Genomic DNA, 13,645 nt, shown 5'->3' with positions numbered 1-13,645 from the left:
AGTGCTTGCCATGCAATGAGTAATTGGGTGATACCAATTTTGGTGGGTCGGTACCATGACACCTTCTGCATTAACAATGCAACCTGTGGAGAAATGGTTTGACCCCAATAATTCATCGCCTTGTGCTTTGCACGGCTGTAATGCTGCTGGCCGCTTGCGCGAGTAAAACGCCCCTGCAAGTTGAAGGTGTTTCAAAAACCGGCCAGCAGTACACCGCCACCTTAAAGAAAGTGAATGAGTTTGCGCTGAATCATTCACTTGAATTTACTGCCGACTTGTTACCGAATTTGCCGCGAACTGACGCCACTTTGCAGCAGCAAAGCGAGGCACTGCGTGAACGTGCGGAATTGCTGTGGCAGGTCGATGATTATTTTGATGTTCAGGCGATGTATTTCGCGCAGCTTGAAGCGTTGGCCAAGGGCGACCACAGCAGTGGCACCGAACAGGCTTTGAAAAAACTGGTGGAGGCCCTGAACAAAGCGCCCGATGTGGGCGGTATTCCCCGTGTAGCCAAGGAAGCTGTTGCTGGCCTGGCCGGGCATGTTTCAAGCTGGAAACATTCTGCCGCAGTGAAACAGGTGCTAATGCGCGACGCAGAAACAGTGGCCCAGTCGCTGTTGCTGAACCAGCGAATTCTGGAAGCGCAGATTAACTGGATTAATCAGCGAGAGAATTTGGCACGGCAAGTGGAGTACCGCGAGAAAGTGCAAAAGCCTTTTGTGGGCGATAAAAACCTGACTGAAACCTGGAAGAAGGCTTGGGTTGCAAGCATTAAGCGCCCGCCCGCCATTGAACTATTGGAACAAGCCAAACAGGCCAGCGTGGGCATGCAACAAGCGTGGTTGGATGTGCTGCGTGGGCAGGGAAGTTTCGAGCACATGCGCGAAACATTCGAACTGATTAATCAAAATATTCAAGGGAGCAAGCAACCATGAACCATGAAGAATTACAAACAGTGCGCGATCAGCTTGAGTCGGTTTTTGCGGCGCTGTATTTGATCGACCCCGACAATTTGAATGCCGAACAACGCAAACAACACCAGCAAACTTTGGCTGCAGCTTACCTGGCTCTGGTAAATGCCGAAAATGCGGATTACGACGTGTTGGGCATTCAGGCCCGGCAGCAAATTGCTGAGCTGTCGAAGGGTTTGCAGGGAATACAGAAAGGCGTTTCAGGCTTGGCCACACCCGATGAAAAACTGGGCGTTGTCACTGAAGGGCTCGACCTGTTGGCCAGGCTGGCAAGAATAGTACAGATTTAACCCGCTTTATTAAATTTGCAAAGTTGTGTGTTGTCGTAAACTAGCAGCAGAACAACTCAGGCAGGTTAATCGATGAACCGCAAAGGCATTGTGTTGGCTGGTGGGCAGGCTACCCGCTTGTACCCGGCAACCGCCGCAGTCAGCAAGCAGTTGCTGCCTGTGTACGACAAACCCATGATTTACTACCCGCTTAGCACGCTGATGTTGGCTGGTGTACGCGAATTGCTGGTGATTTCAACCCCGCACGACACTCCCCGGTTTGAACAATTGTTGGGCGACGGCACACGCTGGGGCATGCGGATTGAGTATGCAGTGCAGGCCACCCCCGGTGGCGTGGCGCAGTCGCTGATTGTGGCTGAACCTTTTTTGCAGGGCGAACCATGCGCTTTGGTGTTGGGCGACAATTTGTTTTATGGTCAAAACCTGGTTCGCCAAATGCGCTACGCCTATGGGCAAAAAAAAGGTGCCACGGTATTCGCTTATTCCGTGGCCAACCCACAGGCCTATGGCGTGCTTGAGCTGAACGCCGAGGGCACGGTAATTGGCGTGGAAGAAAAGCCAGCCCAACCCAAAAGCAAACAGGCCGTGACCGGGCTGTATTTCTTCGATGGGCAGGCGGCAGGCATTGCGAGAAATTTGGAACCTTCACCCCGCGGCGAACTTGAAATTACCGATGTAATTCGCGCCTACCTAAGTGCTGGGCAACTTGAAGTGCAGCACATGGGGCGCGGGCAGGCGTGGCTGGACACCGGCACTGCCGATAGTTTGCTGGACGCGGCAAACTTCATTCAGACCATTGAACGCCGACAGGGCCTGAAAGTAAGTTGCCCTGAAGAAATTGCCTGGCGCAACCAGTGGATAACATCTGCACAATTGGCCGCACTGGCCAAGCCCCTGCGAAACAGTGGCTATGGCGATTATTTGCTGGGGCTGCTTGAAGCGGGGGTTTGAAGAATTTCGTGATTGGCCTGAATTATTTTTTGAAATTCTGGGGAAATGCCATGCCAATCTACCAAGTCGACTTTCCAGGGTAAATCCGATTCTGAAAACGCGTTGTTTAGTTCAGCTCGGGTGGAAAGGGGTAATTCATGGGCACCAATTAGCGCAAGATCAAGATCGGAAAACGGTTTTGGATTGCCGTCCACCCGAGAACCGAATGCCCAGATTTCGTAGGCTGGCACACATTTTTCAATAATCTTGAGCACGATGTCCAGTTCATGAGCCTGAATTTTGAGCTTGTGTGGTGCCGGGTTTTTCACTTGTTTCTTGGTAATAGTTGTTGGAGTAAGTACTGCGCTTCGTGCAAAAACGCCGGGATTTCCGCAACTACTTGAAGAGCGATTGATTCATCATAGGTGTGGCTGGTTTTCGAACGCATTTCACGGTATTTCTTCCAAACGGTCCAGTCGCTTAACAACAGGCCTTGTTCATTGCCCGTGCGAATCAAATCCTGAAATGCGAGCGCATCAATTTCTGCAGGGCTTGGCGAGGTAGACTCCAGAAAACGCTTAAGCATTTTGTGGCTGAGTTCATAGGTGAATTCAAAGCGCTGAATCAAGCCGTCGCGAATTTGTGTGTCGCTGATGTCTTGACGATAACGTTGAATGCCCTCGTCGAGGCGAAGGACCGCATTTTGAAGAGAGCTAAGGTCTAAGATCATTTTGATAATAATACACCGCGAATTTGTATGAAATGTAACTTTACTCCCTTGGACGGCCTGTTGCTGCTAACGCCTTCGGTGTACACCGATGCACGCGGCCATTTCTTTGAAAGTTTCAATGCGAAAACTTTTCGACAGGTGGCGGGTATTCAACCAGAGTTTGTACAAACCAATGAATCGCTTTCCAGGCAGGGTGTGCTGCGCGGCTTGCATTGGCAAAAGGCGCCCAAAGCACAAGGCAAGCTGGTGCGTGTGGTGCTGGGTGCAGTGTTTGATGTTGCCGTTGACTTGCGTGAAAACTCTGAAACCTTCGGGCAGTGGTATGGATGTGAATTGAGCGATGAAAACCATGCGCAGTTGTGGATACCGCCGGGCTTTGCGCATGGCTTTTTAACACTGAGCGAAACCGCAATTACCAGTTACCAGGTAACTGAACACCACAGCCCTGACCATGAAATATGCATGGCCTGGAATGACCCGGTGCTGAACATTGATTGGCCCCTGAGGCGCGCTGGTGTCACGCAGCCTGTGTTGTCGCCCAAGGATGCGCAGGGCATTGCTTTCACGGAGCTTGATGAATAATGGCCAATTGGTATGTGATGTACACCAAACCCCGCCAGGAGGCTGTGGCCCTTGATCACCTGCAGCGGCAAAACTACACTGTGTTTTATCCGCAGGCCCGTGTGCAAAAACGCAAGGCTGGGCAAGGCAGTGTGCAGGTGGTGGAGCCCTTGTTTCCCCGTTATATGTTTGTCAATCTGGAAGTGGGTGTAGACGACTTTTCCAAGTTGCGTTCCACCAAGGGTTGCATGGATTTGGTGAAGTTTGGCGGCAAGCCAGCCATTGTGCCAGGCGATTTAATCGACCTTATTCAAAATCAAACCGATGATGAAAACATTTTGAATTTGGCGGCATTGAATGATCTGGAAGTGGGCGGTGTTGTTCGCGTGGCTGAAGGCCCATTTGAAGGTTTGATGGGCACTATTGCGAAAAAGAAAAGCGAAGAACGCGTGATTGTTCTGCTGCATGTGTTGGGCGCAGAACGCAGTGTGGAGCTAAGCCGCAATCAGGTGGACAAGGCCTGAGTTTCTCCAAGAATGGCAGTCAGTCTGTTCAAAAAATATCCGGGTTCAACGGGTTTAAGCAGCCAGTTTTGTATGCCCAGCTTTTGAGCCTGTGCAACCAGTTCTTTGTCTGAAAGTGCGCTCATGATAATGATGGGCGTTTGTTTTGAAAGCTTACGCACCCGCCTGCAAAATTCCATGCCGCCAATTCCTGGCATGTGAATGTCGCTAATGATCAGGTCTGGGAAGCCGTTTTCAACGATGTACAGCAACGCTTCTTCCGCACTGGATGCAGTTTGGGTATTGAACCCAGCCTGGCGAATCACTTCCCCAAATAGGCTGCGAATGGAGCGTGCATCGTCCAGCAACATCACTGTTTTCATACGGATTTTCCTGCCATTGGAATTACTCTATAGCAAATGTTAAATCAATACGAAATGTAAAAGACAAGTTTTAACCAAAGTTAACAGTGCTGTTGACAGTGCTGTTGGTGAACTTATCCTTGGTTGGCTTGTTTCGAGTCCAGTTCCGCCAAGGATTTCGCCAAGCCTTCTACCTTGTGTTTTGTTTCGCCCACCAAGTTGGAAATTTCATAGGCTGCCGATGCACTGCGCTGCGCAAGTCCACGCACTTCGTCGGCAACCACCGCAAACCCCCGGCCTGCTTCACCAGCGCGTGCTGCTTCAATGGCAGCATTCAGGGCCAACAGGTTGGTTTGCGATGCAATGCCATTGATGGTGCCAACAATCGAGCCGATTTGGTCGCTTACCTGCACCACATCGCGCATGGCTTGGTTGGTTTCTTCAATGGTGCGGCGGCGCGCAGTAATGTCGCTTCCATACATCACGATTCGCTTAATGCTTCCATCAAAGGCTTGAATCGGGGTCAGTGTGGCTGCAACGAACACTGCGCCACCATTGCTCGCTTTGAATTGAAGTTCTGCGGCGGCTGCTTCGCCTTTGCGCAGTTTTGCAAGTGTGTCGGTGCCAATTACTTGATCCAGCTTGTTCTCATTTCGTTTCAGTTCATCCACGGATTTAGCACCCATCAGGCTTTTGAACAGCATATTGGCTATTTCAATCTCGCCCTGTGCATTCCATTCAAGCACCAGATTTGATCGTTGAATCGCGTTCAGTCGAACATCGAATTCCACCGAGCGGTTTTTGGTTTCAGTGATGTTGGCCTGGATTGAAATGAACTGGCTAAGTACCCCTTTGTCATCAAACACCGGGTTGATGGCCAGGGAAATCCAGTAGGGTTTGCCATGGCGGTCGTAGTTCAGGATTTCATCGTAAAACGCTTCACGTGCTTGCAATTTGCTGCGGATTTTTTGAACTGTTTCTGGTGAAGTTTCTTTGCCTTGCAGCACATGCCCCGGTTTTTTGCCTTTGACTTCATCCAGCTTGTAGCCGGTTAAACGCACAAAGCCCGGGTTGACGTATTCGATCAGGCCTTCAGCATCGGTGATGACCACGGAGTTGTCGGTTTCATTGGCCACCAGTGAAAGCAGGCGGAACTGTTCGCGTTGTTCAACTTCTTTGGTGACGTCTTTCACAAAGGCGGTGTACATGATGTATTCGCCAACTCGCAGCTTTGAAAGCGACAAGCCACCCCACACCACGCGACCATCTTTGCGTTCAATACGAACTTCTCGGCTGGTGCCTACAATTTTGTCAATGCCAGTGGTGCGGTTGGCATTCACCAGGTTGTCGTGGTTGCTTTGAATGGCAAAGGGCACCAACATTTTAACGTTCTTGCCCAGCACTTCGTCGCGCTCGTAACCCCACAAACGCTCTGCGGCCTTGTTGAAAAAAGTCACATTGTTGTGACCGTCAATCGTGACCACTGCGTCAATTGTTTGCTCAAGGGTTTGGTTGATTTGTTCGCGGGCATTGCGTTCGGCGGAAATGTCGCGCACAAAGGCGGTATAGCAAATCTTTTTGCCGGTTTTCACCCGTGACAGGCTAAGCGATGCCCATATTTTCTCGCCGCTTTTACGTTCAAGTTCCACTTCGCGGAAAGTGCCCACGATGCGGTCTTGCCCCGTGCTGCGGTTGCGGTTTACATAGTCGTCGTGATTGCTTTGAATGGCCCGTGGCACCAGCATTTTGACGTTTTTGCCAATGACCTCGTCTGGGGTGTAGCCCCACAGCTTTTCAGCCGCTGCATTGTAATAAGTAACCAAATTTTTTTCATCAATGCTGACCACCGCATCGATGGTTTGATCAAGAATTTGGTTTTGATTTGATTTTCCGAACAAACGCATGCTGATACTCCAGAAGACACCAATTGAATGATTTCATTCTGGAGCAAGCCTGCCGGTGGCCAATTGCAAATCAGGAGGGCAAACCCCCCTCAATTCGGACTAACCCCCTTGGGTAGGGCCAATCGACCGGCCCTTTGTGCATCTATTTGGTGCGATTCCAGTCATTGATGCAGCCAATTTGAACGGTGTTTCGCTCAACCGGGCCGGTTTGAGTAAGGGTGCGATTGTTACCGGGCATGATGTACAGTTCGGTGGCTTGATTGCCGATTAATACCCGGCATCGTTTTGGATGTTCTTTGTGCTGATTCTCGATGTAGATCACGGTTTCTTCGCACGACTGGCTGACTTTGGCAATCGTGGTGCCGTCTGAAAGATCTTGTTCCTGTTTGCCTTCAATGTTGCACATGCTGGCCGATGTGGCGCTGCTTTGCGAGTCGGCGTTTTCCTTGTTTGGCATCGGTGCCACTGCTACACAGGCTGCCGCCAATGAAGAACAAATCGCGATAAAACCGATGCGTGTGAAAGAATTTCCGCGGATAGTCATGTTCTGTCCCTATTTAAATGAAAAGTGGGGTGTTGCCGGTAATAAGCGAAGAGCCGCTTTTGTGCACAATTTTTGATATTGTGACTTATTGTGTGCTTTTTTATTGCAGGTTTCATTCTAAGCATTCTACTGAATCACCATGACTTTACTAGTAACCGGATCGGCAGGTTTTATTGGTTCGTGCTTTGTGCGGCAACATTTTGAGCACAGCGCAGAACCAGTTGTCAGCCTGGATGCGCTGACCTACGCCGGGCATCTAAGCACGCTTGGGCCTGTCATGGCGAATCCTGCCCATACGTTCGTGCATGCCTCAATTGGCGACACGGATGCCGTGCGTGCAATTTTCGCCGAATACAAGCCACGCGCGGTTTTGAATTTTGCTGCGGAAAGCCATGTGGACCGATCTATTCTGGGGCCAGGTGCATTCATTGAAACCAATGTGGTGGGCACTTATCGCTTGCTGGAATGTGCGCGTGAGTACTTCAATGATTTGGGCGGTGAAGAGAAAAATGCCTTTCGTTTTTTGCATGTGAGCACCGACGAGGTGTACGGCACGCTAAGCGCAACCGACGCTCCATTTTCAGAGACCAACCGGTACGAACCCAACAGCCCTTACGCCGCCAGCAAAGCGGCCAGTGACCACTTGGTGCGCGCATGGCACCACACCTATGGTTTACCTGTGCTGACCACCAACTGCAGCAACAATTATGGGCCGTACCACTTTCCCGAAAAACTGATTCCACTTTGCATTGCGAATGCATTGAATGGAAGGCAACTGCCTGTGTATGGCGATGGCCAGCAAATTCGCGACTGGTTGTATGTTGAAGACCACACGCGCGGAATTCGCGCCGTGCTTGAGCTAGGCGTTTGCGGCGAGACCTACAACATTGGTGGATGGAACGAGAAAGCAAACCTGGATGTTGTGAAGCTGATTTGTAGTTTGCTCGATGAGTTACAACCGCGTGCCGATGGTGTTTCATATTCATCGCAGATTGCGTTTGTCACCGACCGCCCGGGGCATGATCGGCGCTACGCAATTGATGCGCGAAAAATTGAACGCGAGTTGGGTTGGAAGCCGGTGGAAACTTTCGAGACTGGCATTCGGAAAACCGTGCAGTGGTATTTGGCGAGCCAGGCATGGGTGGATGAGGTGACAGCGACGCGGTGAGCGCGTTATGTTGCCAACCCGGCGTGGTTCACTTGTTCCGCACTGAAAACCGCTTAGTCCCTTTTTGAATTTATTCTTGCTCACCGAACTCGGCAAAAAAGCGGGCCGAGTTTGGTGTCGGCTTGGGGCCGAACGCTGCAAATAAACTCAAACGGGGCGGTTTTCTTGAAGTGCGGAACAAGCAAACCCGCTACCAAGTTGGCTTAAACCCGCACAGGCGAACCGCCACAATGTGTAGCGCGCTGCAAGTTCAGTCCCAATCAGCAGCGATGTTCCGACCACTTCGCCTTTAAGAAAACCTGCCCGTTTGAATTCACACGCCACGTCCGGGCAAGGCCGGCAACATGCTCGACCATCAGTTTTGTCGAGCGTGTTGAGTAAGTGTGATATTCAAAAAGGGATCAACAGGTTTTCAGGCGAGTGGTCGGGACTCGCGCTGATTGGGGCTCGCGCTGATTGAGCATGATTCGAACTAACGATAGATTGCAACTCGCGCGGTTCAGTTAAACTACTCCAACAGTTTTCAGGAGAACTTTGCTTTGGGAATTCGCGTACTCGTGCTTGGCGCACAAGGCCAGCTGGGCCACACCCTTGTTCAACACGCCAAACCCGCCTTGATGGAAACCATGGACGCGCTGGTGGCTTATGGCCGCGACAAAGTTGACCTGAGTAAACCTGATTCAATAGTGAATGCGCTGAAAGATGTTCGGCCCGATGTGGTGATCAACGCCGCCGCATACACGAATGTAGAAAAAGCAGAAACTGAAAGCGAGCTTGCGCATGCCATCAACGCCAAGGCGGTGGGTGTGTTGGCCGAGCAATGCAAGAAGCAAGGCGTGCCGCTGGTGCACTACAGCACTGATTACGTGTTCGATGGAAAAGCCACGCAGCCTTATGTTGAAACAGACGCTACAAACCCTCTGAGTGTGTACGGCAAATCGAAACTGGAAGGCGAAAAATACCTGAAAGAAATTGGTGGCAATTGGGTGGTGTTTCGCACCAGTTGGGTGTACGGCCAGCGTGGTGGAAACTTTTGCAGAACCATGATTAAACTGGCGCAAGAGCGCGACACTCTGAAAGTTGTGGATGATCAAACTGGTGCACCCACACCAGCCAATTGGTTGGCAGAGTTGGGCTTGAGTGTGGCGGGCGTTGTGGCCATGCACCGCTACAAATCTTCAGGAAAACTGGCCCCGACTTTTCTGCCCGACTTCCCTTCAGAAGTTCCCAGTGGTGAAATTTTCCACGCCAGTGCAGCGGGTGTAACCACATGGTTTGATTACGCGTGTATCGCCATTGAATATGCGCACAAGCAAGGCCTTGTTGAACGCTTGCCCAACATTGAACGCGCGAAAACTGCCGACATGAATTTTGCTGCGCAACGCCCTGCGTATTCGGTGTTGAACAACAAAAAATTGATGGACACCTTTCGCGTAAACCCACCGGAGTGGACGAAAGGTGTTCGTAATTTTGTGTTGAATTATTGAGCGTAGAACAAGCTTCTTCGTGCAAGTTGCTCAGTGCAGCTTGCTTAGTGAATACGCAACACCGTGCTTTTCACGGAAGCCCAAGCACCCAGCATGACCAACACCACCCAGACCAGGATCAGCCCCAGCGCGGTAATGCCGCTGGGTTGTTCGAAGCGGAAGTCGCGGTCGAATTCACGAATAAAGGTGCCGGCTGCGTCGTCAGCCAGCCCCATGGCACCACTGACCACCGCGTAGGCCAAACCGAAAGCCACCAGCGCCAAGCTGACTGACCACCACAGGGTGGGGCGGCCCACTTCGGTGTCGGTTGCGCCCAGCGATTTCAACACATGCACTTCAGCCTGGTTGCGAATCAGCTGTAGGCGCACGGTGTTAAAGGTAACCACCAGCACCATGCCAGCAATTAACACGGCCAACGCCATCGCGATAACCTGCGTGCCATTCAACACCGATTGCAGGCGGCGCACCCACTGTGCGTCGTACTGCACATGTTCAACACCCGTGAAGTTTTGCCACTGCGCAATTTTGTCTTCGATGGCTTTTGTATCGGTGGTGGCGTCTACTTCCAGCACCACCACCACTGTGTAGGGCAACGGGTTTTCGGGCAGTGCGCCAGCCAAATCGGGCGTTTGGCTTTGGGTACGCAGGCGTTCCATGGCCTGTTCGGGCGTTACGATGTTGACGCTGTCCAAATCAAAATCGCGTTTCAGTTGTGCAGCGGCACTTTTCACGGAATCAAGTGCGGCATCGGGTTTGAAATACAAACTGATTTCGGGGTCGCCCACCCAGCGGTCCATGCTGGGCACAATGGCGCTGAGGCCCTGAGCAATGGTCCAGGGCATGGCCAGTGCAATGGCCAGCACCAAGGCGTTGAACAGGTGGCCGAGCGGTTCATCAAGCCACAGCTTTAAACCGGCAGAAATTGAAAACCACTGCAAACGTAACCAACGCATGTGTTGTCTCTTAAAAGTGGATCAAGCCCCGTAGGCCTTGTTCAGGAAGTCTTTGGAAAAGGATTGGGCACCTGATTCGCGCCCACCGTTGTGCGACAAATCCGCTGGCGCTGGCAGCACGGCACCTTCGCCCAGTTTCAGGCGGTGGGTTACGCGGTTGAAGCGGTGCGCTTCGTGGGTGGCCACAATAATTGTTACACCAGCACGGTTGAATTCTTCCAGCAGGCCCACCACGCGCGCGGCCGATTCATCATCGAGCTGGGCGGTGGGTTCATCGGCCAACACCAGCGCAGGGCGATTCACCACGGCGCGTGCAATTTGCAAACGCAATTGTTGCCCGCCTGATAACTCGCTGGGCAGCATGCGGTCAGTGTGGCTTAGGCCCACGCGGGCCAGTGCAGCTTTAACCCTGCTTTGAATGTCACTTTCACTCAAACCCACCACCCGCAAAGGCAGCGCCACATTGTCGAAGCAGTTGCGGTTCTCCAGCAGTTCCACATCAAACCCGGTGTATCCCACGCTTCGGCGGTAGTGGGAACGTTCGCGCCGGTTCAGGCGCGCAATCGAGCTTTTGCCCACCAGAATGTCGCCACTGCTGGGTTGCTCGAACGTGGCCAGCAGCCGAAGAATCGAGCTTTTACCCGCACCGGAATGGCCTTCAAGCAATGTGAATGAACCCTTGGGCAACTGAAAATTCACGCCCTTTAAGGCGGCGTGCGTGCCGTACTTCAAGGTGACGTTTTTGAATTGGATCATGCGGTTTGGTTTCCATCGGTATCTATACCCACCAGCGCGTTGGCAAATTCACGTGGGCTGAAGGGGCGCAAATCGCCAAGTTTTTCACCCACGCCAATGTAGGCCACGGGTACGCGGGCGCTCATGCTCATGGCTGCCAAAATACCGCCTTTGGCTGTGCCATCCAGTTTGGTGACCACCAGTGCAGTCAGTGTAAGCGCATCGTTGAAGGCTTTGATTTGTTGCAAGGCGTTTTGGCCATTGGTGGCATCGACCACGAGTACAATTTCATGCGGCGCATCCACTTTGGCCTTGCCCAGCACTTTCTTGATTTTTTTCAATTCTTCCATCAGGTGAAGTTGGGTGGGCAGGCGGCCTGCGGTGTCGCAAATTACGATGTGTTTGTTGCGTGAAATTCCCGCCTGAACGGAATCGAATGCCACCGCGCCTGGGTCGCTGCCCTCGGCAGAAATAACGTCGACATTGCTGCGCTGGGCCCACACGTCGAGTTGTTCGCGGGCGGCTGCACGAAACGTGTCACCAGCAGCCAGCAGAACGGAATAACCAATTTCAGCATAGTGGTTGGCCAGTTTGCCAATGCTGGTGGTTTTGCCGGCGCCATTCACGCCCACAACCATCATCACCAACGGGCGGGCACGGTCTACGCCCATGCTGGTTTCAAGCGGGCGTAGCAAGTCGAACACCGCATCGCGTAGCACCAGGCGTACGTCTTCAGGCTTGGTCAGGCCCTTTTGGTATACAGTGTCGCGAACCTTCTGCATCAGCAGTTCGGTGGCGGGCAAGCCGCAATCGGCCAGCAGCAGGCGTTCTTCCATTTCTTCGAAAAAAGCCTCGTCGACTTTTTCGCCAGTGAACATGGAAGTAAGGCCGGAACGGGTTTTGGTTAACCCGGATTTCAAACGACCAAGCCAGTCCTGTCTCTGCCCAGGAATCTGCATGTAAAACTCCAAATGTGGAAACTAAGCGGTGTGAACGACTGTCTCACCACGAGATGTTGAATGACTTATTCTACCATTGAGCGTAAAACGCACGTTTGTTGTAAAAGGTGTCTTGAATGATAAAAACAGGTTTTCAACTGAATCAGCGATTGAATCAACATTGGGCGGCATTGGCCACCAGCGCTTTGATTTTCGCATTTGCTCAATTGCCAGTGGCCCATGCGGCCGATGGGGATGTAACCGAGTACACGCTGAACAATGGCTTGCGCGTGGTGGTGAAGGAAGACCACCGTTCGCCCACCGTGGCGCACATGGTGTGGTACAAGGCTGGTTCCATCGACGAATACAACGGCACCACCGGTGTAGCCCACGTGCTTGAACACATGATGTTCAAGGAAACCAAAACCCTGAAAGTGGGTGAGTTTTCTGAAACTGTGGCTGCACTGGGCGGGCGCGACAACGCCTTCACCAGCCGCGACTACACCGCGTATTTCCAGCAGCTTCAAGCCAAAGACTTAAGCAAGGTAATGGCCCTTGAAGCCGACCGCATGGCCAACCTGATCCTTAGTGAAAGCGAATTCAAGAAAGAGATCAAGGTCGTGATGGAAGAGCGCCGCTGGCGCACTGACGACAAAGCCACTGGCAAGCTGTACGAGGCCTTCATGGCCACGGCCTTCCAGGCCAGCCCCACGCGTTACCCTGTGATTGGCTGGATGAGCGACCTGGAAGCCATGACCTACCAAGACGCCCGCAAGTGGTACGACACCTGGTATACCCCACAGAATGCGGTGCTGGTGGTGGTGGGTAGCGTGAAACCGGCCGAAGTGAAGGGCCTGGCTGATAAAACCTATGGCAAGGTGAAGCCTAAAACTTTGGAAGATCGCAAGCCACAAGTGGAGCCCAAGCAGGAAGGCATACGCCGTGTGCAGGTGAAGGCGCCAGCCGAGAACCCATACATGATTATGGGTTTCAAGGTGCCCAAGCTGGTGGACGTGTTGAAAGACCGTGACGCCTATTCCCTGGCTGTGTTAAGTGCCGTGCTGGACGGTTATTCCGGTGCGCGTTTGAACCGCGAACTGGTGCAAAACCAGAAAGTGGCCTTGCAAGTGGGGGCTGGTTACGACATGACAGGCCGTGGCCCTTCGTTGTTTTATCTGGATGGTGCACCTGCACCCGGGCAAACTGTAGAAGCGCTGGAAAAAGCGCTGTTGGCTCAGGTGAAGAAGGTGGCCGACGAAGGTGTGAGCGATGCAGAGCTAGCCCGTGTGAAAGCCCAGCTGATTGCCAGCCAGGTGTACAAGCGTGATTCCGTGTACGGGCAGGCCATGGAGCTTGGGCAGAACCTGACCATTGGTTTTGAGGTGACTGACATTGACCGGATGATTGAGCAGATTAAAACCGTGACTGCCCAGGAAGTGCAATATGCCGCGCAAACCTTTTTCGATCAAGATCAGCTGACCGTGGGTACCTTGTACCCCTTGCCAATTGACCCGAACAAGAAAGACGCGCCGCCCAAGGGCCTGAGCCACTAATGAGTCAATACTGAGC

At 52.4% G+C, this 13,645-nt stretch carries 15 protein-coding genes and 1 pseudogene; 8 read left to right on the top strand and 8 right to left on the bottom strand.

Annotation, left to right across the window (positions count from 1 at the left end; genetic code table 11):
* Window positions 1-98 precede the first annotated feature (98 nt).
* The 3 genes from NSP04_RS00865 to rfbA all read left to right on the top strand — a co-directional run bounded on the left by NSP04_RS00865 (window position 99) and on the right by rfbA (window position 2,212).
* Window positions 99-935: a hypothetical protein gene (locus NSP04_RS00865; protein WP_257510446.1), complete on the top strand. Its 837-nt coding sequence runs from the start codon at window positions 99-101 to the stop codon at window positions 933-935.
* Window positions 932-1,261 (top strand): hypothetical protein, encoded by a 330-nt coding sequence (locus NSP04_RS00860; protein ID WP_257510445.1) that lies wholly within the window; start codon window positions 932-934, stop codon window positions 1,259-1,261. The genes NSP04_RS00865 and NSP04_RS00860 overlap by 4 nt, the downstream gene beginning before the upstream one ends.
* 72 nt (window positions 1,262-1,333) lie before the next feature.
* On the top strand, window positions 1,334-2,212 hold the full coding sequence (rfbA, locus tag NSP04_RS00855) for a glucose-1-phosphate thymidylyltransferase RfbA (RefSeq protein WP_257510444.1): 879 nt from the start codon (window positions 1,334-1,336) through the stop codon (window positions 2,210-2,212).
* Here the strand turns inward: rfbA and NSP04_RS00850 are convergent.
* Together NSP04_RS00850 and NSP04_RS00845 are read right to left on the bottom strand one after the other, a co-directional pair.
* On the bottom strand, window positions 2,179-2,520 hold the full coding sequence (locus tag NSP04_RS00850) for a nucleotidyltransferase family protein (protein ID WP_257510443.1): 342 nt from the start codon (window positions 2,518-2,520) through the stop codon (window positions 2,179-2,181). The two genes, rfbA and NSP04_RS00850, sit on opposite strands and share 34 nt — an antisense overlap.
* A complete protein-coding gene (locus NSP04_RS00845; RefSeq protein ID WP_257510442.1) occupies window positions 2,517-2,921 on the bottom strand; it encodes a nucleotidyltransferase substrate binding protein in 405 nt (134 codons plus the stop codon). Before NSP04_RS00845 ends, NSP04_RS00850 begins: the two co-directional genes overlap by 4 nt.
* A 27-nt stretch (window positions 2,922-2,948) precedes the next feature.
* Here NSP04_RS00845 and rfbC point away from each other — a divergent pair, with 27 nt between their 5' ends.
* Window positions 2,949-3,503, top strand: a complete 555-nt coding sequence (gene rfbC / locus NSP04_RS00840) for a dTDP-4-dehydrorhamnose 3,5-epimerase (protein WP_257510441.1) — start codon at window positions 2,949-2,951, stop codon at window positions 3,501-3,503.
* Entirely contained in the window at window positions 3,503-4,006 is a 504-nt protein-coding gene (gene nusG / locus NSP04_RS00835) for a transcription termination/antitermination protein NusG (protein WP_257510440.1), read from the top strand. The genes rfbC and nusG overlap by 1 nt, the downstream gene beginning before the upstream one ends.
* Here nusG and NSP04_RS00830 read toward each other — a convergent pair.
* From NSP04_RS00830 to NSP04_RS00820, 3 genes and pseudogenes are all read right to left on the bottom strand, one after another.
* On the bottom strand, window positions 3,988-4,368 hold the full coding sequence (locus tag NSP04_RS00830; protein ID WP_257510439.1) for a response regulator transcription factor: 381 nt from the start codon (window positions 4,366-4,368) through the stop codon (window positions 3,988-3,990). The genes nusG and NSP04_RS00830 overlap by 19 nt on opposite strands.
* Window positions 4,369-4,568: 200 nt before the next feature.
* Window positions 4,569-6,251, bottom strand: a pseudogene (locus NSP04_RS00825) (PAS domain S-box protein); the annotation flags it as partial.
* A 142-nt stretch (window positions 6,252-6,393) separates the two neighbouring features.
* Window positions 6,394-6,795, bottom strand: a complete 402-nt coding sequence (locus NSP04_RS00820; protein WP_257510437.1) for a hypothetical protein — start codon at window positions 6,793-6,795, stop codon at window positions 6,394-6,396.
* A 139-nt stretch (window positions 6,796-6,934) separates the two neighbouring features.
* On the opposite strand from NSP04_RS00820, the gene rfbB reads away from it, so the two are divergent.
* Window positions 6,935-7,963, top strand: a complete 1,029-nt coding sequence (gene rfbB, locus NSP04_RS00815) for a dTDP-glucose 4,6-dehydratase (protein ID WP_257510436.1) — start codon at window positions 6,935-6,937, stop codon at window positions 7,961-7,963.
* 539 nt (window positions 7,964-8,502) lie between these two features.
* Window positions 8,503-9,450, top strand: coding sequence for a dTDP-4-dehydrorhamnose reductase (gene rfbD / locus NSP04_RS00810; RefSeq protein ID WP_257510435.1), 948 nt, complete (start codon window positions 8,503-8,505; stop codon window positions 9,448-9,450).
* Window positions 9,451-9,494: 44 nt separating this feature from the next.
* Here the strand turns inward: rfbD and NSP04_RS00805 are convergent, their stop codons facing one another.
* The 3 genes from NSP04_RS00805 to ftsY are packed head-to-tail and all read right to left on the bottom strand — an operon-like array spanning window position 9,495 to window position 12,097.
* Complete coding sequence (locus NSP04_RS00805) at window positions 9,495-10,403, bottom strand: cell division protein FtsX (protein WP_257510434.1); 909 nt, start codon at window positions 10,401-10,403, stop codon at window positions 9,495-9,497.
* A gap of 21 nt (window positions 10,404-10,424) precedes the next feature.
* Window positions 10,425-11,159, bottom strand: a complete 735-nt coding sequence (locus NSP04_RS00800) for a cell division ATP-binding protein FtsE (protein ID WP_257510433.1) — start codon at window positions 11,157-11,159, stop codon at window positions 10,425-10,427.
* Window positions 11,156-12,097, bottom strand: a complete 942-nt coding sequence (gene ftsY / locus NSP04_RS00795; protein WP_257510432.1) for a signal recognition particle-docking protein FtsY — start codon at window positions 12,095-12,097, stop codon at window positions 11,156-11,158. The genes NSP04_RS00800 and ftsY overlap by 4 nt, the downstream gene beginning before the upstream one ends.
* A 116-nt stretch (window positions 12,098-12,213) precedes the next feature.
* Here ftsY and NSP04_RS00790 point away from each other — a divergent pair, with 116 nt between their 5' ends.
* Window positions 12,214-13,629, top strand: coding sequence for a M16 family metallopeptidase (locus NSP04_RS00790; RefSeq protein WP_257510431.1), 1,416 nt, complete (start codon window positions 12,214-12,216; stop codon window positions 13,627-13,629).
* Window positions 13,630-13,645: the final 16 nt, after the last annotated feature.

The sequence above is a fragment of the Limnobacter parvus genome (genome assembly GCF_024623725.1).
GTDB lineage: Bacteria > Pseudomonadota > Gammaproteobacteria > Burkholderiales > Burkholderiaceae_B > Limnobacter > Limnobacter parvus.
This window is presented reverse-complemented; position numbering and strand designations above follow the sequence as displayed.

Bases quoted from the DNA above. Each gene is read 5' to 3' on its own strand.
- rfbC (WP_257510441.1), top strand. From the start codon at position 2,949: ATGAAATGTAACTTTACTCCCTTGGACGGCCTGTTGCTGCTAACGCCT.
- rfbB (WP_257510436.1), top strand. From the start codon at position 6,935: ATGACTTTACTAGTAACCGGATCGGCAGGTTTTATTGGTTCGTGCTTT.
- NSP04_RS00860 (WP_257510445.1), top strand. From the start codon at position 932: ATGAACCATGAAGAATTACAAACAGTGCGCGATCAGCTTGAGTCGGTT.
- NSP04_RS00845 (WP_257510442.1), bottom strand. From the start codon at position 2,921: ATGATCTTAGACCTTAGCTCTCTTCAAAATGCGGTCCTTCGCCTCGAC.
- rfbA (WP_257510444.1), top strand. From the start codon at position 1,334: ATGAACCGCAAAGGCATTGTGTTGGCTGGTGGGCAGGCTACCCGCTTG.
- ftsY (WP_257510432.1), bottom strand. From the start codon at position 12,097: ATGCAGATTCCTGGGCAGAGACAGGACTGGCTTGGTCGTTTGAAATCC.
- NSP04_RS00820 (WP_257510437.1), bottom strand. From the start codon at position 6,795: ATGACTATCCGCGGAAATTCTTTCACACGCATCGGTTTTATCGCGATT.
- NSP04_RS00790 (WP_257510431.1), top strand. From the start codon at position 12,214: ATGATAAAAACAGGTTTTCAACTGAATCAGCGATTGAATCAACATTGG.
- NSP04_RS00800 (WP_257510433.1), bottom strand. From the start codon at position 11,159: ATGATCCAATTCAAAAACGTCACCTTGAAGTACGGCACGCACGCCGCC.
- NSP04_RS00830 (WP_257510439.1), bottom strand. From the start codon at position 4,368: ATGAAAACAGTGATGTTGCTGGACGATGCACGCTCCATTCGCAGCCTA.
- NSP04_RS00805 (WP_257510434.1), bottom strand. From the start codon at position 10,403: ATGCGTTGGTTACGTTTGCAGTGGTTTTCAATTTCTGCCGGTTTAAAG.
- nusG (WP_257510440.1), top strand. From the start codon at position 3,503: ATGGCCAATTGGTATGTGATGTACACCAAACCCCGCCAGGAGGCTGTG.